The 19,386-nt window shown below is 67.0% G+C and carries 17 protein-coding genes and 1 tRNA gene; 5 read left to right on the forward strand and 13 right to left on the reverse strand.

Annotation, left to right across the window (positions count from 1 at the left end):
- The first annotated feature begins 7 nt into the window (after nt 1–7).
- Together ASC91_RS21430 and ASC91_RS29020 are read left to right on the forward strand one after the other, a co-directional pair.
- Nucleotides 8–83, forward strand: a tRNA-His gene (locus ASC91_RS21430).
- 145 nt (nt 84–228) lie between these two features.
- Nucleotides 229–960: a YkgJ family cysteine cluster protein gene (locus tag ASC91_RS29020; RefSeq protein ID WP_082532894.1), complete on the forward strand. Its 732-nt coding sequence runs from the start codon at nt 229–231 to the stop codon at nt 958–960.
- A gap of 899 nt (nt 961–1,859) precedes the next feature.
- Here the strand turns inward: ASC91_RS29020 and ASC91_RS21435 are convergent.
- The 4 genes from ASC91_RS21435 to ASC91_RS21450 form a co-directional block, all read right to left on the reverse strand.
- Nucleotides 1,860–2,630 (reverse strand): hypothetical protein, encoded by a 771-nt coding sequence (locus ASC91_RS21435; RefSeq protein ID WP_056201687.1) that lies wholly within the window; start codon nt 2,628–2,630, stop codon nt 1,860–1,862.
- A gap of 576 nt (nt 2,631–3,206) precedes the next feature.
- Nucleotides 3,207–3,734, reverse strand: a complete 528-nt coding sequence (locus ASC91_RS21440) for a hypothetical protein (RefSeq protein WP_056201690.1) — start codon at nt 3,732–3,734, stop codon at nt 3,207–3,209.
- 275 nt (nt 3,735–4,009) lie between these two features.
- Complete coding sequence (locus tag ASC91_RS21445) at nt 4,010–4,444, reverse strand: hypothetical protein (RefSeq protein WP_056201693.1); 435 nt, start codon at nt 4,442–4,444, stop codon at nt 4,010–4,012.
- Between the two features lie 102 nt (nt 4,445–4,546).
- The gene (locus tag ASC91_RS21450) at nt 4,547–5,008 is read right to left on the reverse strand and encodes an Lrp/AsnC family transcriptional regulator (RefSeq protein ID WP_056202466.1); all 462 of its coding nucleotides are present in this window, start codon (nt 5,006–5,008) and stop codon (nt 4,547–4,549) included.
- 132 nt (nt 5,009–5,140) lie between these two features.
- On the opposite strand from ASC91_RS21450, the gene ASC91_RS21455 reads away from it, so the two are divergent.
- Nucleotides 5,141–7,384, forward strand: a complete 2,244-nt coding sequence (locus tag ASC91_RS21455) for an aminotransferase class V-fold PLP-dependent enzyme (protein WP_056201696.1) — start codon at nt 5,141–5,143, stop codon at nt 7,382–7,384.
- Nucleotides 7,385–7,419: 35 nt separating this feature from the next.
- On the opposite strand, the gene ASC91_RS21460 is transcribed toward ASC91_RS21455, so the two are convergent.
- Nucleotides 7,420–8,499 (reverse strand): NAD(P)/FAD-dependent oxidoreductase, encoded by a 1,080-nt coding sequence (locus tag ASC91_RS21460; RefSeq protein ID WP_056201698.1) that lies wholly within the window; start codon nt 8,497–8,499, stop codon nt 7,420–7,422.
- Nucleotides 8,500–8,656: 157 nt separating this feature from the next.
- On the opposite strand from ASC91_RS21460, the gene ASC91_RS21465 reads away from it, so the two are divergent.
- Nucleotides 8,657–9,856 (forward strand): MFS transporter, encoded by a 1,200-nt coding sequence (locus tag ASC91_RS21465; RefSeq protein WP_082532895.1) that lies wholly within the window; start codon nt 8,657–8,659, stop codon nt 9,854–9,856.
- On the opposite strand, the gene ASC91_RS21470 is transcribed toward ASC91_RS21465, so the two are convergent.
- The 6 genes from ASC91_RS21470 to kynB form a co-directional block, all read right to left on the reverse strand.
- Entirely contained in the window at nt 9,846–10,769 is a 924-nt protein-coding gene (locus ASC91_RS21470; protein ID WP_056201704.1) for a DUF3616 domain-containing protein, read from the reverse strand. The two genes, ASC91_RS21465 and ASC91_RS21470, sit on opposite strands and share 11 nt — an antisense overlap.
- On the reverse strand, nt 10,769–12,586 hold the full coding sequence (locus tag ASC91_RS21475) for an aminopeptidase P family protein (RefSeq protein ID WP_056201707.1): 1,818 nt from the start codon (nt 12,584–12,586) through the stop codon (nt 10,769–10,771). The genes ASC91_RS21470 and ASC91_RS21475 overlap by 1 nt, the downstream gene beginning before the upstream one ends.
- Before the next feature lie 111 nt (nt 12,587–12,697).
- Nucleotides 12,698–13,372: a Type 1 glutamine amidotransferase-like domain-containing protein gene (locus tag ASC91_RS21480; protein WP_056201708.1), complete on the reverse strand. Its 675-nt coding sequence runs from the start codon at nt 13,370–13,372 to the stop codon at nt 12,698–12,700.
- An 86-nt stretch (nt 13,373–13,458) separates the two neighbouring features.
- Nucleotides 13,459–14,286, reverse strand: coding sequence for a tryptophan 2,3-dioxygenase (gene kynA / locus ASC91_RS21485; protein WP_056201711.1), 828 nt, complete (start codon nt 14,284–14,286; stop codon nt 13,459–13,461).
- A gap of 3 nt (nt 14,287–14,289) precedes the next feature.
- Nucleotides 14,290–15,543, reverse strand: coding sequence for a kynureninase (gene kynU, locus ASC91_RS21490; protein ID WP_056201712.1), 1,254 nt, complete (start codon nt 15,541–15,543; stop codon nt 14,290–14,292).
- On the reverse strand, nt 15,540–16,181 hold the full coding sequence (kynB, locus tag ASC91_RS21495) for an arylformamidase (protein ID WP_056201716.1): 642 nt from the start codon (nt 16,179–16,181) through the stop codon (nt 15,540–15,542). The genes kynU and kynB overlap by 4 nt, the downstream gene beginning before the upstream one ends.
- Before the next feature lie 237 nt (nt 16,182–16,418).
- On the opposite strand from kynB, the gene ASC91_RS21500 reads away from it, so the two are divergent.
- Nucleotides 16,419–18,026, forward strand: coding sequence for a glycoside hydrolase family 28 protein (locus ASC91_RS21500; protein WP_235532049.1), 1,608 nt, complete (start codon nt 16,419–16,421; stop codon nt 18,024–18,026).
- A gap of 76 nt (nt 18,027–18,102) precedes the next feature.
- On the opposite strand, the gene ASC91_RS21505 is transcribed toward ASC91_RS21500, so the two are convergent.
- Nucleotides 18,103–18,342: a hypothetical protein gene (locus ASC91_RS21505; protein WP_056201717.1), complete on the reverse strand. Its 240-nt coding sequence runs from the start codon at nt 18,340–18,342 to the stop codon at nt 18,103–18,105.
- Nucleotides 18,339–19,277 (reverse strand): LysR family transcriptional regulator, encoded by a 939-nt coding sequence (locus ASC91_RS21510; RefSeq protein ID WP_056201722.1) that lies wholly within the window; start codon nt 19,275–19,277, stop codon nt 18,339–18,341. The genes ASC91_RS21505 and ASC91_RS21510 overlap by 4 nt, the downstream gene beginning before the upstream one ends.
- Nucleotides 19,278–19,386 lie beyond the last annotated feature (109 nt).

The following is a 19,386-nucleotide window of genomic DNA, read 5'->3' on the forward strand; positions in this document are numbered from 1 at the left end:
CTCTGCGGTGGCTGTAGCTCAGTTGGTAGAGTCCAGGATTGTGATTCCTGTCGTCGTGGGTTCGAGTCCCATCAGCCACCCCAAATAAAGCAAGGACCTGGAAGCGAAAGCCTCCAGGTCCTTTTTGTTTTTTGCGCTCCATGTAACGCCTGCGTAAGACGATTCTTGCAGGTGACCGGTCCAGGTGGCATTGTTGGGAGACACTGGCCCGCCAGGGAGGTGCGCTAGATGACGATTCCGATATCGGCTGATACGCCAGCAGAGGCTGAGCTTTCAAGACGAATCCAACGGACTGAAGCCGAGGAAGTAGTCGCCCGTCTTGCTGGTGCAGTGACCGAGCGCCAGCTCATTGCTGTTGCTGAGAATGCGGCTGGCTTTGCTAAAGAAGCCACTGCTCGGCACTTGCATCCTGAAAGTCCGCCAGTCGCGTGTAAAGCGGGCTGCTCGTGGTGCTGTTATCAGTTGGTCCCGGTTTCCGTCCCAGAGACTCTTCAAATCGCTGCCTTTCTTCAAGACTTGCCGACAGCGGAGGCTGATGGCATCAAGGTTCGCCTTCGGATGCTAGATAGGGCAACACGAGGCATCACCCCCAAACAGCGTGTTGGCGTCCCGAAGCCTTGCGCCTTCCTGCAGGATGGGAGGTGCGCCATATATGCGGTGCGACCTCTTGCGTGCGCGGAGTTCACCTCCTATGACCTGCGCGTTTGCAAGAAGGGGCAGCGTAAAGGCTTTAAGCCTGATTCGGTTATCCACGAAAAAGCGCGGATGCTCGTCTACTACGCGGTCCAGCGTGGCTTGACCGAAGGTTTGAAAACCGCAGCGCCGCTAGCGGACTGTTCAGCGCTGGAACTTACTGCTGCATTGGTGGTGGCTCTTGATTCCCCTGACGGAGCAGCCCTTTGGGCCAATGGGCAAGAAGTCTTCCGGCAAGCACGTCTGCACTTGGACAAGGGCAACTAGCCGGCCGTCCACATCTCAGACACGGTGCCGTCAGCCATCAGGAACCCACTAGGCACCCAGTCGATGGGCGCGATGCCGGGCATCATTTCCCAGGAGCAACAGCCGCCGCTCGTTCGGGGCAAAGGAGGTGAGCTGGCTGGCGCGTGGATCAGCGAGACGGGAGTTGCTCACCTCACAGCTAGATGAAGTCAAAAGTACTTCAAGCGCATGGGCCAAGCTGTAACGCTTGGCGTGTGACCATCGAATATCAGTGCACTGGTACGCCTCCAGCATCGAAATAGGCGGGATGCCTGGACGCCTTTTCCGCGTCTAGGCAGGATGTAGCTGATGCCCAGTCCGCAAGAGCGCCTGCCGCGAGGAGCGCGGCTGGAGCAATAAAGAAAGCATCTCCACTGACGCGCTGGCAACCGGATCCGCCTACTTGACTCGGCGTATGCCTGGCCTCGGACCCATTGGCGCGCTGGGCGGATCTGGAACTGCAACACTTTGCGCAGGCGGTGCAGCGGTGGCTGAAGAGGCGGCTCCCGTGGCAGTCTCGACAATTGCTCGCTTAACCATGCTGGCGTGGGTGGCCAAGTCCTCTTTTGATATTCGCGCGGCTAGTTCGTAGTCCGCGCGGGTTCGTCGCTGTCGAGCGGTGTCGAGCTTATTTCCAAGCTTCTTCGACAGTCGCTGCTGTTCAGTAGAAATGATGGCGCTGGGGTAGCTAAGCTGCTCGACCAACTGGAGATGAGCGCCGATGTTTGCTCGCCTCACCTCACCGGGATGCTTTAGCCCTTGGTGCCATGCGCGGCAGTGGTGAAAGAGGGCGTAGTAGTGGCGCCCAATTGCCGCTCGCCGAAATGACTCGTTGTCAGTGCCGGCAAGCGTGTCGCCAATGGCAAGCAAGTCGTCTATGGTCACTGGCATGGCGGTTCCGAAGCAACGAATGCAACGCTGAGGCCAGGCATCAAAAGACCTGCGTCGATGCACTTTTCAACGGCTTGGTCCGTCAGCTCGACAGCCTGATCTGCGTCGGTCGCGATAGGAAGCTCAATCAGTAGGCCCGGCTCCTCAGCATCCAATGAGGTGGTGACGCTGAGGTGTCGGTTCAGCCAAAGGAGGCGACTCTCTCGTTGAACTTGGCCGAAGGTGTCGAGTGCTGCCAAGACGCGCGATTGGTCAAGTCCAAGCCGTTCTAAAACTATCGCCGCTTCCACCGCAACTCGGTGCGCATTAGGGTCCAACTCTAGTTTTAGATCCGCTGCACGCTGAAACACACCAGCCATCTGTTTGAAGGATGCCGTTGACAGCCCAGCAGACCATAAGCGTTTGAGCCTTGGGTTATCCACGTCGGCGATCTTTGCGTACAGCGCAGCCGCGTCCGAAAAATACCCGAGGTTCGCTAGGGAAAAGACGCGCGACCCATTCACGTACCAAGGTTCAGCGTGCAGCCTTTCGCCGTTGTCGAACCAGTAGTGCATCTGTTCGGTATCACCCAGCAGACAAAACAGCCCACCGCGTACCACGCTGGCCGTTGCTGCGTCCACCTTGTCTAGCTGTTTGAGCCTGTCCTGCAGTTCGATGACAAACTGGTCTTCAGGAGACAGCCAATGCGTCGCCGCATAGGTTGCTCGGAGGAGGTCGTCCTGAACCTCGTCGCTGATGGTGGCGGGCTGAACTACTGTCATGCTAGGTTCCGTAAGCCAGTCTACCTTTGCGAGCGCCTACCGTCGCGTGTGCGGCAGCTCTTCGCCTCGCGGGCGGTCTTGACCTTGTGCTGCTCGACGCTCAGCCATTGCATGTCCGTCGTCATGTCAGGCCCGCCGCACTTGAGGGCGTGATGTGGTCAACCTACCAACCTGGCCACGCCCCTTGCGTCTTGCCTGTGGCGGGGCACGGGGGAGTCGGGGTCAGCTCGCGCAGCAGCTCGAGGAAGACGTTGGCGCGCTAACCATGGCACTGACCGTCGTGGTAACCATCGTGGTAACTGGGTGCAACCGAGCGCCGGCCCCCGCCCTTCAACGACCTTTTCGAAAACCTGAGCATTTGTGAGCATCTCGCGTCGACGATGTAAACGCGGCAGTCGCTGGCGGTCAGCCGCTGCGCCTGCCGGTGAAGCCATGAGCCTCGACACGCTTTACGCCGACCGCATCGAGGAGGGCATTCAGCGCCTGATTGCGGCGCAGTTCAACGAAGACGGCTCCTTCAAGCCTCCAACGTCCCCCGATGTCGTCCAGGCCGATTCCGACGATGTGGCAGTCGACCTAAGCGTCCCAGCGGCGGAATGGCCGGTATCCACGCCCAGCAAAGGCATGGAGCCTGTCGATCAGGCCGGCGCCCTCAGCGGCCTTGCCAAGAGCCCACCGCGCCACGTGTAGGTGGCCTAGCTGCATTGACTGCTCGGTCTTGTCGGCGTCGTACAGGCGCCCCATCGCGAGTCGGAAGGCATTGATGAGGTCGTAGGTCCGTACCACCTGCTCGGCCGCAGAAGCGCCCAGCAGCCCGATCTTCGAGACGTTGGCGTCGTAGAACCGACTGACCGGTTTCTCCTGCGGCGTCGGCGCTATTGGAGTGCCGGCTGCCACCTGAGCGATGAGGGTATCTAGCAGCGGGCGCATCATCGCCGCCCCTTCAGCATGTGAGGCCAGCTCACCAGCGAGGCCGCCAGCGAGGGCCTGCGCATCCCGAAATCGCTTGTAGTCCTCGCCCAGAAAGTTTGCGATGAGACTGCCGAGCGTCGTCCCTGCCAAGCCGATCGTGGCTCCAATGATGGTGGCGATCGTTGCGTCCATACCTGGCCCCTCCCAAAGTGAACTTGAACTGCCATGGTGGCAGACGTGCCGCCGTTTTCGACCCGGTCGCGATCGGTCGGCGCGGGGCCGCCGGTCGGGTGGTAGGGGAACAAGTCGGGGAACGATCAACGTCCACGCGCTGGGAAGCAAGCACCGGCGCGGCTTACATTGAAGTGTTCAATCTCCATCAGCCCCCAAATAAAGCAAGGACCTGGAAGCGAAAGCCTCCAGGTCCTTTTTGTTTTGGGCCGCCGCCATAGCGGCCGGGTCACGCCTCAGCGCATCGTGTATCCGCGCCCGTCCATGCAGGCTTCGACGGCGCGCTGGAACACGCCGGCATCCGACATCGCGGCCTGCTGAGTCGTCGCCCAGCGGTTGCATTCGCGGCTGTCGGCTTCCAGTTGGACGCCGCTCTGGCCGTTGCGCGGATAGATGATCGGCACGGCACGCGACGGCTGGGTGTAAACCGGTTGCACGGGCTGCACATACACCGGCTGCGGCGGCGGGGGCGGCGGCACATAGACCACCTCGCGCTCAGCCTGATTCGCCATCGCGATCAGCGGCACCGCCACTGCCAGGCCGAGGACCAAGCCACCGAGGCCGGGGCCGCGGTGATGATGGTGATGGTGGTAGTAGCGGGGGCCGGCGCTCGCCAGGCCTTGGGCGGCCAGCAGGGCCAGAACAACGGAGGCGCGGACAAGGGTCTTCATGACAGGCTCGCTCAGGTCGAATGCGGTGAACTTAACGCCGCAATGCCTGTACGGTGTACTGCGGCTGCCCGCAATTTGCAACACGCCGTAGCAAATGACGCGTCAACCGGCATAGCCCAAGGGCAATGCCGTCGTCAGCTTGAGTTCCTCCATGGCGAAGCTGGAGCTGACGTCGCGCAGCTGAGTGCCGGCGATGAGGCGCTTGTAGACCCTGTCATAGGCGGCAATGTCGGGCACCACCACCCGCAGCAGATAGTCCACGTCGCCGCTCATGCGATAGAACTCGACGACCTCGGGGATGGCCTGCACCGTGGCCTTGAAGGTCTCGAACCAGTCCTGGCTGTGGGTGCTGGTGCGCACCGAGACGAAGACGGTGACGCCGACATTCACTTTCTGCGCGTCCAGCAGCGCCACCTGGCGTGTGATGACGCCCGATTCCTTCAGGCGCTGGATGCGCCGCCAGCAAGGCGTCGTTGACAGGCCGACCTGCTGCGCCACCTCGGCCGTCTGAAGCTCGGCGTTCTGTTGAAGGATGTCGAGGATGCGGATGTCTATGGAATCCAGTTTCATGGAATCGATCATATAAAGCATTGCATGCCCGGTCCGGGCGATTGAAAGCCGGCTTGCGCAAACCGTTTGTGCCCGAAGCTGGCAACAATACCGCCAGCGCATCCCACTGCCGCAGCGGCCAGCACCATGGAAATCTATCTCGACGCCAACGCCACCACGCCCGTCCTGCCGCAAGCCCGCGAAGCCGCCATGGCCGCGATGGCCGATGACTTCGGCAACCCCAGCAGCGTCCACAGCACCGGGCTGAAGGCGAGGGCGCTGATGGACGGCGTTCGGGCCCGTGCTCGCCGCGTGCTCGGGGCGAGTTCGGGCAAGCTGCTTTTCCTCAGCGGAGCGACGGAGGGCATCCAGACGGCCGTGCTGTCGGCGCTGAGCGCCTTGAGGGACGTGCCAACCCGGCCCAAGCTGCTGCTCTACGGCGCCACCGAGCACAAGGCGGTGCCCGAGGCCATCAAGCACTGGAATGCGCTGCTCGGCCTGAACCTGCAGGTGCTGGCCATTCCCGTCGGCCGCGACGGCCGCCATGACCTCGCCTGGCTGCGCGAGCACGCACCGCGCGCCGGCCTCGTCTGCACGATGGCGGCCAACAACGAGACCGGCGTCATCAGCGATCTGGATGGCATCGAGCGGGCGCTTTCCGGCAGCGCGGCGCTGTGGATGGTGGACGGCGTGCAGGCCCTGGGCAAGCTGCCGCTGCGCCTGGCCGAGCGCCGCATCGACTTCGCGCCGTTCTCGGGCCACAAGCTCTACGCCCCCAAGGGTATCGGCCTGCTCTATGTGCGCGAAGGCGCACCGTTCACGCCGCTGCTGGCCGGCGGCGGCCAGGAGGGCGCGCTGCGCTCGGGCACCGAGAACATGTCCGGCATTGCCGCCCTGGGCGCCGTGCTGGCGGCGCTGGAGGACGGCAAGACCTTTCGCGATCACGCCACCCTCGTCGCCTTCCGCGACCGCCTGGCTGGCGCGCTGCAGCAGGCCTTCCCCGGCCTCGTGTTCAATGCACCGCCCGAGGTCTGCCTGCCGACGACGCTGAACTTCGCCGTGCCGGGTGTCAGCTCCAAGCTGCTGCTGGACCTTTTCGACGCTGCCGAGCTGCGCGTCAGCGGCGGCTCGGCCTGCAGCGCGGCCAAGGCGCAGCCCAGCTATGTGCTCGAAGCCATGGGCCTGCCGGCCTGGCAGACGGCCTCGGCCGTGCGGTTGTCCTTCGGCCCGGTGGCCGATGCCGCCTTCATCGACGAGGCCTGCGCTCGCATCCGCATCTGTGGCGAGTCCCTGCGCGAGAGCTGCCTGGACCCGAGCGCTCCCGGCCAGGCCCTGCCGGCCGATGGCCTGACGCGCTTCGTTGTCGATGGCGCCTGCTGCTATCTGCTGGCCGATGCCGCCAGCCGCCGTGCCGTTGTCGTCGACCCGTTGCCCGAGCTGACCGAACGCCTGGCTCAGTGGCTGACCTGCCAGGGTTATGAACTCGCCGCCGTGCTCGACACCCACAGCCATGGCGACCACGCCTCGTCCGCGTCCGAGCTGCTCGCTGCCGCCGGCCAGTCGCGCGGTGATGTCGACGGCCTGGGCTGGCCAATCGGCGCCGACGCCATCGCGCTGGGCACCTCCCGGCTGAGCCGCATGCCGATTCCCGGCCACACCCAGGACTCGACGGCCTATCTGCTGTACGACGCGGGCGGATTGCGCCTGGCCTTCGTCGGCGACACCGTCATGCCCGGCGCCCTGGGCCGCAGCGACTTCGAACAGAGCGCGCCGCTGGCCTACGGCAGCTCGCTAGGCCGCCTGGAAAAGGCCGTCGGCCCCCACGCCCTGCTGCTGCCCGGTCACGACTACGACGACCGCTTCGCCAGCACGCTGGCCGTGGAGTGCGTCGCCCAGCCGCTGCTGGGCGACGTGCTGGGTGGCCGCATCGACGGCGCCGGCTTTGCGGCCGCCAAGGCCCAGCTGGAGCAGGGCCTGGCGCTGACCGAATACCAGACCGTGGCCTGCGGCGCGCGCGTCGACAGCGCTTGCCCGCTTGCTTCCAGCGAGATGAGCCTGGACGAACTGAATGACCTGCTGCGCGAGCACCCGCAGCTTCTGCTCGTCGATGTACGCGAGCCCTACGAGCAGCGCCTGGGCCAGGCGCCCGAGCTCGGCGCGGGCGTGCGCCGCGAGGCCGTGCCGCTGTCGGGCCTGCCCAATGCGCTGGCACGCTGGCTGACCCTGCCGGCCGAGACGCCCATCGTCTTCTTCTGCCGCAGCGGCAACCGCAGCGCGCAAGCCGCGCAGGCTCTACGGCGGCTTGGGCATGAGCAGGCCTGGAGCCTGGGCGGTGGCCTGGCGCTGTGGCCGCGGGCGCTGGCCGGTGCCGACGCCGCGCTCGCCATCTGAGCGCCGGACCTGAAACCAGTTTCAGCGTCCTGGGTTCAAAGCCGGGCGGCGACCTCTTCGGCCAGGGCCAGCGAGGCCGTCAGCCCGGGCGACTCGATGCCGAACAGCTGCACCAAGCCCGGCGTCGCGGTGTCGATGCGGAAGTCCGCCGCCGCCTCGCCCGGGCCGCTCAGCTTTGGCCGGATGCCGCTGTAGGCCGGCTGCAGCGCGCCCGCGGGCAGGCCCGGCCAGTAGCCGCGCACCTCGGCCTCGAAGGCCGGTGCCAGGGCAGGGTCGACGGCGTAGTCCAGCCTGGCCGGCGCGCGCTCGGTCAACCACTGCACATCAGGCCCGAAGCGCGCCTGGCCGCCCAGATCCAGCGTCAGATGCACACCCAGGCCGCCGTCTACCGGCAGCGGGTAGATCAAGTGCGAGAACGGCGCCCGTCCGGCGAGTGAGAAGTAGTGGCCGCGGGCAAAGCGCAGTGGTGGCACAGGCGTGCCCAGGGATTCAGCGACCTGCGCAGCAAACAGCCCAGCTGCATTGATGACGCAGCGCGCGCCCAGCTCGAAATCCTCCACCAGCAGCCGCCAGCCATCACCCTCCCGCGCGCCACCGGTCACCGCACTGGCCAGGGCCAGCGTCGCGCCGGCGTTCTCGGCGTCAGCCAGCAGGGCTGTCATCAGGCCATGGCTGTCGACGATGCCGCTGGACGGCGACAGCAGCGCACCCGCGGCGTTCAAGGCCGGCTCCAGCGCCAGCGTTTCGGTCCGACGCAGCAGGCGCAGGTCGTCAACGCCATTGGCCACGCCAGCCTCGGCGATCTGCTCCAGCCGCGGCAGGTCCTCGGCGCGTGTTGCCACCACCAGCTTGCCGCAGCGACTGTGCGCAATGCCGCGCGCCGCGCAGTAGTCGTAGAGCAGCATCTTGCCGCGCACGCACAGCCGCGCCTTCAGGCTGCCGGTTGGGTAGTAGAGGCCGGCGTGGATGACCTCGCTGTTGCGCGAGGAGATGCCCGTGCCGATGGCGCCAGCGGCCTCGATGACGACGACCTCACGCCCGCGCAGCGCCAGCTCGCGCGCGATCGCGAGGCCGACAACGCCGGCACCGATGACGGCAATATCCACCTGATCCATGAACGGAGTTTGCCTTGCCTAAAATGCGCGGCGCTTCGCGGCGAGTGCCGTGACGCCGTCTCTGCCGAGGGGTGCTGCGACGAGGGTCATGATGCCTTCGCCACGCTTGGTGAGGACGACAGGACAAGGGCGCCCTCTGTGAAGAAGAGGCTCCCGCATGCATTCCCCTCCCGCATCCCCTTCCGCATCGATACGCACCATCCTGCCGCTGGCCTTCGTCACCGGCGTCAGCATGGCCGCGATGGATCTCTACCTGCCCGCCGTGCCGGCCCTGCAGGCCGGCATGGGCATCAGCGTGCCCTTGGCCCAGGCCACCGTGGCCGTCTACCTGGCCGGCCTGGCAGGCGCCCAACTGCTGTGGGGCGAGCTGCTGAACCGCCTCGGTCCGCGGCGCTGCGTCGAGGTGGGCCTGCTGCTGCTGGTGCTGACCAGCCTGGGCTGCGCTTTAGCGCCCAACATCGAGACGCTGCTGGTGCTGCGCCTGCTGCAGGGTGTGTCAGCCGCGGCGGCGACGGTGGTGGCGCCGACCGTCGTACGCGCCACGCTGGCCGATGCCGACGTGGTGCGCGGCATCGCCGCCATCTCCATGGTCGAGGCCATCGTGCCTGCTGCCGGCCCCGTGCTGGGCGCGCTGATGCTGCGCGTGACGGACTGGCGCGGCACCTTCTGGGTGCTGGCGGCCCTGGCCCTGCTGTTGCTGCCGTGGGTGGTGAAGATCGCGCCGCGCAGGCTGCCCGGGCTCAACCTCGAGCACGACGCCGGCTATCTCGGCATCCTGCGCAACCGCAGCTATCTGCGGCTGGCCGGTTCGCATGCGCTGTGCATCGGTGCGCTGCTGACCTTCCTGGCCAGCGCGCCCCAGCTGCTGCAGCACACCCTGGGCTTGGGCACGGCGGCATTCGCGCTGCTGCAGGTGCTGGGTGTCGGCTCCTTCATGCTGGGCGCCTCGCAGTCTGGCCGGCTGGCCGCGCACCTGGGCCATGCGCGCGTCGTGAGGCTGGGCAGCGTGGTGCAGCTGGTGGCCTGCACGCTGGCCCTGCTGGCCGCCTGGAGCGGGCAGCAGCTGCCTTATGCGGCGGTGGCGGCCTACTGGATGTGCTTCTGCGGCGCCCTGGCCATTCGCGGGCCGGCGACCTTCGTCGATGCCCTGGCGCTGCCGCCCGCCCAGATGGGCCGCGCGACGGCCCTGCTGGTGCTGGCCCTGTTGGCGGCAGGCGCCGTCGGCACGCAGCTGGTGGCGCCCTTCCTCGGGCATGCGGACAGCGCTGTGCCGGTGTTCGCTGGCGTGCTGATCCAGCTGCTGGTCAGCGCGGCGCTGGTATGGCGCTATCCCGTCGTGCAGCCGGTCAAGGCTTGAGGTCGAGGGCGCGGAAGGCGCGCTTGCTCTTGTCCGCGTCCTTGCAGGCCTTCTTGCCCACCATGACGCCGCCGTCGTCGCTGAGCAGCGTGACTTGACCGTCCGGCCAGGCAAACAGCGCCTCGGGGCGCAGCGTGCCGGGGTCGGCCTTGATGGGCGCCGGCACATCGGTGGCCTTGCCGCTCCAGCGGAACAGCGCGAAGCTGCCCACGTCGGCCGGCGGGCCAGCGGCGATCAGATAGCCGCTGCCCACGCGCTCGATGGAGCGCACGCCGCGTCCACCCAGGTCCAGGCGGATGGCGCTGCCAAAGCGCGCTGGGCTCTTCCCGCTCACCAACTCGGCCGGGTTCAGCAGCGGAATGACGAGGGCACGCCCCTGCGGAATCGGGTTGCGCAAGCCGATCAGCAGGCTGCCGTCCGGCGCGGCGGCCAGGCCTTCGATGTTGAAGCCGCCTTCCGCCTCGGCCGCACGGCCAGCGGCGTCGGACAGCTTCAGCGGCGCGAGGGCCGGCGCCGCCAGCAGGTCGGCCAGCAGGCCCGTGTAGGGCTGGCCCACCGGCTCCACCGTGGTGCCGTGGATGTCGGTGGCGAAGAAGCGCAGCCGGTCCTCGCGCACCTTGCCGGCGCTGTTGCGTGCATGCGAGGCGATCCAGTAGATGCGGCTGCCGACCTGGGCCGCGCCTTCGAGGTCGGCTTCCTTGTCGGCCTTCAAGAACTTGTCGAGGTCGATCCCGCCGACGCTTTTGGCTTCGCCGCGCCTGTAGATGGTCAGCCGGTTGTGCTCATCGTCGGCAACAACGAAATGACGCGCATCCAGCGCCACCGCCGCCGAGGCGTCGCACAGGCCCTCATAGCGCGTCTGCGCCGCGGCCGCGCCTACCGCACACAGCAGCAGCGCAGCCAGCGCGCGCATCAGGCCGCCAACGGCGCGGTGCGCAGCAGCAGCCAGGCCAGGGCCGGGCCGCTGACCTTGGCGCTCAGGCGCTCTCGCACGGTGGCGTGGTAGCGGTTCAGCCAGTCGATCTCGTCGGCGCGCATCAGGCTGATGTCGATGCAGCGCGTGTCGATGGGGCAGAGCGTCAGCGTCTCGAACTCCAGCATCTCGCCGAAGGCGTTCTTCTCCGGCGTATCGATGGCGACGTTGAGCACCAGGTTCTCGATGCGCACACCCCACAGCCCCGGCCGATACAGGCCTGGCTCGATGGACGTGATCATGCCGGGCTCCATGGCCATGGCTGGCTCGGCAATCGCCTTGCTGATGCTCTGCGGGCCCTCATGCACATTCATGAAGTAGCCCACGCCGTGGCCCGTGCCGTGGCCGTAGTCCAGGCCGTGCTCCCACAGCGGCGCGCGGGCAATCGCGTCCAGCATGGGGCTGAGCGTGCCGCGCGGGAAGCGGGTGCGCGACAGCGCTAGCGTGCCCTTGAGCACCAGCGTGTAGTCGCGCTTCTGCGCCGCGCTGACGGTGCCGATGGGCCAGACGCGCGTGATGTCCGTCGTGCCGCCGACGTACTGGCCGCCGGAGTCGATCAGCAGCAGGCCGTTGCCTTCGATCTGCGCGAACGACTCGGGCGTGGCGCGGTAGTGCGGCTGGGCGCCATTGGCCATCCAGCCCGCAATCGTCGAGAAGGACAGGCCGACAAAACCCGGGCGCTTCTTGCGCGCGGCCGTCAGCTGGGTGTCGACGTCCAGCTCGCTCCAGCGTTCGCCGCGGGCTAGTCCAGCCTCGAACTCGGCGTAGAACTCGCACATCGCCGCGCCGTCCTCGGCCATGGCCTCGCGGATGAAGGCGGCCTCGGCCGCGGTCTTGCGGCTCTTCAGCAGCGTGCTCGGGTTGATCTGCTCGACGACGGTCACGGTGGCCGTCACGGCCTCGCGCAGGCCCAGGGTCACGCGGCGTGGGTCGATCAGCAGCTTGGCGCCGGCGGGCAGGGCGGCCAGGGCGGACGAAGCCTGTCCATAGGGGGCCAGCTGGATGCCATCCGCCGCAAGCCGCGCGGCCACGTCGGCTGGCACCTTGCCGTCGCCAATGAAGAGGCGGCCGCCGGTGGGGCCGAGCAGCAGGTGGGCGATGAAGACCGGGTTGCACTGCACGTCGCTGCCGCGCAGATTCAGCAGCCAGGCCACGTCGTCCACGGTAGACACGAGGTGGTGGGTGGCCTGCACCGTCGCCATCGCGGCGCGCACGCGGGCCAGCTTGTCGGCGCGGGACACGGCGGCCTGCGGCGCGGCGTGCTCGTAGACGGGTTCGGTGGGCAGGCCGGGGCGGCTGTCCCAGGCGTCCTGCACGAGGTCGAGGTCGGTGCGCAGCGTGATGCCGGCGCGCTGCATGGCCGTGCGCAGGGCATTGGCCAGGGACAGCCCCAACACCTGGCCGTCCACGGCGATCGCCTGGCCGGGCTGCAGGGCTTTGGCGATCCAGTCGATGTATTGCGTCGACGCGCCCGAGTTCATCTTCTCGAGCTGGATGCCGCTGCCGGCGATCTGCGCCTCGGCCTGGGCCCAGTAGCGGCTGTCGGCAAACAGGGCGGCCTGGTCGCGCGTGACGACAAGGCTGCCGACCGAGCCGGTGAAGCCCGACAGCCATTCGCGGCCCTGCCAGCGGTCGGGCAGGTATTCGGACAGGTGCGGATCACTGGACGGCACGAGCACGGCATGCACGCCGTGGGCGTTGAGGGCATCGCGCAGGCGCTCGATGCGCAGGCGGGTTTCGTGGGTGCGGGTGTCCATGGCGTCAGGACCTCGGTGATGGTCCCGCGCCGGGTGGGCTCGGGACCGTGAAAAGGGTGCCTGGGATTGTAGAAGCCGGGTGCACCATGCCGGTGGGCACGGTGCCTGCCGTCAGCGGGCGAAGAACTTCCAATGCCCTGCCGACACGACTTCCGCGGCGCCGTCCACCACCTTGATGGCGCTCTCGTCGTCGAGAGCGTAGGCCGGGCAGCCGATGCCGGCCGCCCATGCCTCGGCGGCGGCCATCGAGTTGCTCGGCCAGCCGGGGTAGTCCAGGTGGGGAAAGATCGCGAAATCGACCACGCCGAGCGCCCTGTCATCGCCCGTGATGGGCGGCCTGGTTTCGACGAAGGCCTCGCCGACGCGCGGCGTCATGACCATGCTCCCTGCGCTCAAGCCCACCCAGACCATGTCCGGCAGCGACTGCAGCAGGTCGGCCAGCCCCGACTCGCGCATCCAGTGGCACAGGTACAGCGCGTCGCCGCCGTTCACCAGCAGCACGTCCGCCTGCCGCACCCAGCCTTGCCAGCGCGTCCTGTCGATGCTCGGCAGCGCAGTGAGTTCCAGCACCCCGACCGACTTCCAACCCAGCTCGCACATCGGCGTGGACGGCTCCTGGCCGCTGATGAAACGCCACGTGTTGTCAGGGCTGCCGTGCGGATGCCCGTACAGCGCCGTGGGGATGCACAGCGCGTGGCACTCGGCGATGGGTTTGCCCAGCAGGTCGAGCAGCGCGGCATGGATGCTCGCGTTGCGGATGCCGGCGGAGGTGAGGAGCAGTTTCATCGGGTCCTTTCCAAACCCGGCCGACCGGGCCGGGCCAGGAACGACGGTCGAGGCCGGCCGAAATCGACAACGCCCGGCGTTTTTCCCTACAGCTCCGTGCGCAGCGCCCACAGCTCCGGGAACAGCACCACGTCCAGCATCTTGCGCAGATAGCTGACGCCGCCCGTGCCGCCGGTGCCGCGCTTGAAGCCGATGACGCGCTCTACCGTCGTCACGTGGCGGAAGCGCCAGAGGCGGAAGGCGTCCTCCAGGTCCACCAGCTCCTCGCCCATCTGGTACAGGTCCCAGTGGTCCTGCGGCTTGCGGTAGACCGTCAGCCAGGCCTCCTTGACGCCCTCGTCGGCCACATGGGGCTGGGTCCAGTCGCGGCTGAGGTTTGCAGCCGGCACGGGGATGCCGCGCCGCGCCATCAGCTTGAGCGCCTCGTCGTAGAGGGACGGCGCGTCATAGGCTTGCTTCACCTGGGCCAGCAGGTCGGGCCGGTGCTCGTGCGGCTTGAGCATGGCGGCGTTCTTGTTACCGAGCAGGAACTCGATGCGCCGGTACTGCGCGCTCTGGAAGCCGCTGCTCTTGGCCAGGTAGGGCCGGATGGCGCTGTACTCGGGCGGCGTCATCGTCGCCAGCACGTCCCAGGCGTGCACCAGCTGCTCCATGATGCGCGACACCCGCGCCAGCATCTTGAAGGCCTCGGGCAGGCGGTCGGCCGCCACGTTCGCGATGGCGGCTTGCAGCTCGTGCAGCATCAGCTTCATCCACAGCTCCGAGGTCTGGTGCTGCACGATGAAGAGCATCTCGTTGTGGTCGGGCGAGAGCGGCTTCTGGGCGCTGAGGATGGCGTCGAGCTGGAGATAGTCCCCATAGCTCATGTCCTTGGAGAAATCGAGCTGGGCGCCGTGGTGTTCGGTAGTCGCCATGAGTCAGGTCACCTTGGAGCGGCTAGTGAATTGCGGCGCGTCCCAGGAGCGCGCGTCGAGGATGTCCCCCAGCACCCGCACGGCGCACGCCACATCGGCGAAACCGTTGTACAGCGGCGCAAAACCGAAGCGCAGCAGCTCGGGGTCGCCGGCGCGGAAGTCGCCGATGACGCCCTGGGCAATCAGCGCCTGCATGACCGCATAGCCATCGATCCCCTGGGGCAGCGAAAACGACACCTGCGAGCCGCGCATGGCCGAGTCCCGCGGTGTGGCGATGATGGCGCCGGGCACGCGCGCCTCCACGCCACCGATGAAGGCCTCGGTCAGCGCAAGCGACTTGTTGCGCAGCGCCTTGATGCCGCCCAGTTTGTTCGCCGCGTCGTACACGTCCAGCGCCGTGTCCAGCCCCGTCATCGCCAGCACGGCGGGCGTGCCGCACTGGTACTGCTGGATGCCCGGCGCGGGCTGGTATTCGCTGTCGAAATCGAAGGGGTTGGCGTGTCCCAGCCAGCCGGTCAGCGGCTGCCACACCTGGCCCTCGTGGCGCGGGTGCATCCACACGAAGGCCGGCGCGCCCGGGCCGCCGTTCAGGTATTTGTAGCCGCAGCCAATGGCGAAGTCCGCCGCGCTGCCCAGCAGGTCGATGGGCACTGCGCCGGCGCTGTGCGCCAGGTCCCACACGGCCAGCGCGCCGGCCTGCTGCGCCCAGCGCGTCAGCAGACCCATGTCATGCATGCGGCCGGTGCGGTAGTTCACATGCGTCAGCATGAGCACGGCGCAGCGCTCGTCCAGCAGCGGCGGGATGTCCTCGGGCTGCTCGGTCAGGATCAACTCGCCGCCATGCGCCCGCACCACGCTCTGCGCGATGTAGTTGTCGGTGGGGAAGTTGCTGCGCTCGCTGATGACAACCTTGCGCTTGCCCTGCTGCAGTTGCAGCGCGGCATGCAGCACCTTGTAGAGATTGACGGAGGTCGAGTCCGCCACCAGCACCTCGCCCGGGCGCGCGCCCAGCCACGGCGCCAGCCGGTCGCCCAGGCGGCGCGGCAGGTCGATCCAGCCGGCGGTGTTCCAGCTCTTGATCAGGCCCTGGCCCCACTCCTGCTCCACCGCGCGCAGGATGTGCTGCGGTGTGGCGCGCGGCAGGGCGCCCAGCGAGTTGCCATCCAGGTAAGTGACGCCTTCGGGCAGCGTGAACAGGTCGCGCAGGCTGCGCAGGGGGTCGGCGGCATCGAGTCGCTTGGCATCATCGAGAGTCATGGCAGTTCCCTCAGGACGGCGCGCACCGGGCTGGCACAGGCGCCTTGTAGTTTGAGTGGCAGGGCGATCAGCTCGTAGTCGCCCTCGGGCACGTCGTCGAGCACCAGGTTCTCCAGCACGCGCAGGTCGTGGTGGCGCAGTTGCTGGTGGCTGTCCAGCACCTTGGAGTCGGCCGGGTCCACGCTCGGCGTGTCGATGCCGATCAGCCGCACACCGCGCGCGGCCAGCCATTCGACGGCCTCGGGCGCGTAGGCGGTGAAGGCTGGGTTCCACACCGTGTCGGCCTTGTCGCAGCAACGCACCAGCACGCGCGGCGGCAGGTCGTTTTCGGCGTGCTGAAGATGCTCAACCATGATCAGCGGCGCGGCGCCAATCGCATGGATGACGCGGCAGCGGCCGAGATAGGTGTCCAGCGGCACGTCGGAAATAGCCGGCGCGTCGTTGGCGTAGTGCAGCGGCGCATCGGCATGCGCGCCCACATGGGGGCTCATCGTGATGGCGCTGAGGTTGACCGGGCAACCGGGCGACAGCTGCGCCGTCCAGCGCAGGCTGTAGGGCTCGTCGCCCGGGAAGATGGGCGCGTCGGGGGCGACGGTGGGAGAGATGTCCCAGAGTCTGGGAGAGAGGTTGGAGCTCATGGCGGCGGCACCTTAGCGTTGCAGCGGCCCGTGTGGTGTCGGTTAATTCCAACTGGCTGTCAATCGGGCGCGGCAGCCGCCCTGGGGCGCTGCACCTTTTCGCAGCTGCGGCTCTCAATCCCGCCGGTCGACTTAAGGGCATGAAAAGCAGGGCCGGGGTGATGTCAATTTGCATATGGATCACGGCGAATAAGTCATTGGTCGAATCGTTCGCGCGGACAAAGACTGTGCGGTTCCGTGGCGTTCAAGAAATTTACATTGCTACCTATACGCAGACATTTCCTGGCACGGGCCGTTGCGCTCGTTGCCGCGCTGCCGGCCTGCTCGCTGGCAGCGCCGCCCATACCAACGAGTTCGCTGTTCGACGTCAGGCGTTTCGGCGCCAAGGGCAATGGCCGCACGCTCGACTCGCCGGCGGTCAATGCGGCCATTGCTGCCGCGGCGGCCGCGGGCGGGGGTACTGTCTATTTCCCGCCTGGGCGTTACCTGTCGGCGTCGATCCGGCTCAAGAGCAACATCACGCTCTACCTGGAAGCGGGCGCGGTGATCGAAGCGGTTGACGCCAGCGTGGCGCGCTACGACCTGCCCGAGCCGAACGAGGCCGGCGGCAACTATCAGGACTACGGCCACAGCCACTGGCAAAACAGCCTGATCTGGGGTATTGGCCTGAACAACGTGGCCATCTTGGGCGGTGGCTTGATTCATGGCAAAGGCTTGATCAGCGGGCACGACAAATACACCGGCTACTACACCGACAAACCGGACCAGCCCGGCGAAGCCGACAAGGCGATTGCGCTGCGCGAATGCCGCAACGTGACCCTGCGCGATTTCTCGATCTTGCATGGCGGCCATTTCGGCATCTTGGCGACCGGCTGCGGCAATATGCTGATCGACCACCTGATCATCGACACCAACCGCGACGGCATGGATATCGACGGGTGCAACAACGTGCGCATCACGAATTGCAGCCTGAATACGCCCTGGGACGATGCGATTTGCCTCAAGGCCAGCTACGGCCTGGGGCGCATCCAGCACTGCGAAAACATCACGATATCGGATTGCCTGGTATCGGGAAATTTCGACGAAGGCAGCGTGATTGACGGCACCTTCAAGCGCAGTGCGCCGGAATACCGCTCGGGGCGATACGGCCGCATCAAGATGGGCACCGAATCGAATGGTGACTTCAAGAACATCGCCATCACGAACTGCATTTTCGACGAGTGCCGCGGCCTGGCGATCGAGAGCGTGGACGGTTCGCACATCGAGGACCTGACGATTTCCAACATCACCATGCGCAACGTGGTGAACGATCCGATCTTCATCCGCTTGGGCGCGCGCCTGCGCGGACCGAATCAGCCGCGGGTGGGCACGATCAAGCGCATCAATATCAGCAACATTGTGGTGTCCGGTGCGCACGTCAATCACGCCAGCACCATCGCCGGGCTGGAAGGGCATCTGATCGAGGATATTCGCATCAGCAATGTGCAGATAGAAACGCAAGGCGGCGGCGATGCGGCCTGGAGCAAGGCGGTTCCGCCCGAAAACGCAAACGGATATCCGGAGCCCGGCATGTTCGGCAAGGCCCCGGCGTATGCGTTTTACCTGCGCCACGTGAAGGCCATCGAGGTTCATCACGTCAAAGTCGGCTACGTCCAGCCGGAGGGGCGAACCGCGGTCGTGCTGGACGATGTCAGCGATGCCAGCTTCCATGCCGTCAATCTGCGGCGCGGGCAGGGCGGGGCGGCGCTGTTCGCGCTGCGCGGGGTCAGCGAATTCTCGGCCAGGGATGTGCGCGGCATGCCGGACCGCGAGGTCCCGGGGCGTGTGGATGCGCTGACATTTTGAGGGGCTCGCGGCCGGCCAGCGCCTGACCCTGTACCTGAGGGGCCGCCAGGCCGGCCTGCGCGCGCTGTCGCGCCAGTTAAAGACGCAGCTGCCGCTCCAACACGTCCAGTTCCTCGTCCAGGCTTAGGCGGCGGCGCCAGTCTCGGCCGGCCTTGCCGTACCAGTACTCGGCGTCCTCCAGGTCGCCCTCCTGCACATGCACCAGGGCATGCAGCCAGGCGGCCTCGGGCGAATCGTGGCGCTGCACCTCGTCGTGCGCCTGCACCCATTGGCCGGCGCGCAGCAGCGCCAGCACGTCGAGCAAGGGCTGGTTCATGCAGTCTCCTCGTGCGCCACCGCAGGGGCGGCGTTCAGTTCATGGTCCCAGGGCTCGCCTGCGAAGCGTGCCGCCAGGAAGTCCACCAGCAGCCGCAGCGCCAGCGGCTGGTGCTGGCGCGACAGGTAGATGGCATGGATGCCCAGCACCTCGGGCTGGTGGTCGGGCAGCAGGGGCAGCAGCCGGCCGGCGCGCAGATCATCGCCCAGGTAGTAGGTGGGCAGCATGCCCACGCCGGCCCCGGCCAGCACGGCGCGGCGCAGCACGGCGGTCTCGTTGGTGTGCAGGCTCCATTCCACCGGCACGGTAATCAGTTCGGCGCCGCGCATGAAGCGGTACTGCTTGCCGATGCCGAAGGCGTGCGCCACGCAGCGGTGCTGGCGCAACTCGTCGGCGGTGCGCGGCGTGCCGTGCTGCTGCAGATAGGCCGGCGAGGCGCACAGCACCGAGCGGCACACCGCCAGAGGGCGGGTGATCATGGCCGGGTCCAGCGTGTTGGTGATGCGCACGGCCAGGTCGACCCGCTCGGCCACCAGGTCGGCCGGCTTGTCGGCCACCGACAGCATCACCTCCACCTGGCGGTACTGGCGCTGGAAGTCCACCACCGCGGCCGTCAGCTGGGCTTCGGCCAGCGAGCCCGGCGTCGTCACGCGCAGCAGGCCGGCCGGCTCGCGGCTGCGCTCGGCGGCCAGGTGCTGGGTCTCCAGCGCCAGGTCCAGCATCTGGCGGCAGGCGGGCAGCACGGCGCTGCCGGCATCCGTCAGGCTGACGCGGCGCGTCGTGCGGTGCAGCAGCCGCGCTCCGAACCAGTCCTCGGCCGCCGCCAGATAGCGGCTGACCATGGCGGTGGACATCTCCAGCTGATCGGCCGCCTGGGTCAGGCTGGCGCGGTCGGCCACCTCGACAAAGACGCGCATGGCGGTCAGGCGATCCATGATCTCTTTCTTTGATTGCGACGAAAAACGAAATAAATAGTCAACCGAATCGGTCTTTATCAACCATACCGCAAAACCTAGAGTTCGCCCCACACCCCGCCGACACCTC

The organism is Pelomonas sp. Root1237 (assembly GCF_001425055.1).
Lineage (GTDB): Bacteria > Pseudomonadota > Gammaproteobacteria > Burkholderiales > Burkholderiaceae_C > Pelomonas.

Coding starts and splice junctions, on each gene's coding strand:
- kynB (WP_056201716.1), bottom strand. CDS start 16,181: ATGAGCTCCAACCTCTCTCCCAGACTCTGGGACATCTCTCCCACCGTC.
- ASC91_RS21465 (WP_082532895.1), top strand. CDS start 8,657: ATGCATTCCCCTCCCGCATCCCCTTCCGCATCGATACGCACCATCCTG.
- ASC91_RS21460 (WP_056201698.1), bottom strand. CDS start 8,499: ATGGATCAGGTGGATATTGCCGTCATCGGTGCCGGCGTTGTCGGCCTC.
- ASC91_RS29020 (WP_082532894.1), top strand. CDS start 229: ATGACGATTCCGATATCGGCTGATACGCCAGCAGAGGCTGAGCTTTCA.
- kynU (WP_056201712.1), bottom strand. CDS start 15,543: ATGACTCTCGATGATGCCAAGCGACTCGATGCCGCCGACCCCCTGCGC.
- ASC91_RS21510 (WP_056201722.1), bottom strand. CDS start 19,277: ATGGATCGCCTGACCGCCATGCGCGTCTTTGTCGAGGTGGCCGACCGC.
- ASC91_RS21480 (WP_056201708.1), bottom strand. CDS start 13,372: ATGAAACTGCTCCTCACCTCCGCCGGCATCCGCAACGCGAGCATCCAT.
- ASC91_RS21475 (WP_056201707.1), bottom strand. CDS start 12,586: ATGGACACCCGCACCCACGAAACCCGCCTGCGCATCGAGCGCCTGCGC.
- ASC91_RS21435 (WP_056201687.1), bottom strand. CDS start 2,630: ATGACAGTAGTTCAGCCCGCCACCATCAGCGACGAGGTTCAGGACGAC.
- ASC91_RS21505 (WP_056201717.1), bottom strand. CDS start 18,342: ATGAACCAGCCCTTGCTCGACGTGCTGGCGCTGCTGCGCGCCGGCCAA.
- ASC91_RS21440 (WP_056201690.1), bottom strand. CDS start 3,734: ATGGACGCAACGATCGCCACCATCATTGGAGCCACGATCGGCTTGGCA.
- ASC91_RS21455 (WP_056201696.1), top strand. CDS start 5,141: ATGGAAATCTATCTCGACGCCAACGCCACCACGCCCGTCCTGCCGCAA.
- kynA (WP_056201711.1), bottom strand. CDS start 14,286: ATGGCGACTACCGAACACCACGGCGCCCAGCTCGATTTCTCCAAGGAC.
- ASC91_RS21445 (WP_056201693.1), bottom strand. CDS start 4,444: ATGAAGACCCTTGTCCGCGCCTCCGTTGTTCTGGCCCTGCTGGCCGCC.
- ASC91_RS21470 (WP_056201704.1), bottom strand. CDS start 10,769: ATGCGCGCGCTGGCTGCGCTGCTGCTGTGTGCGGTAGGCGCGGCCGCG.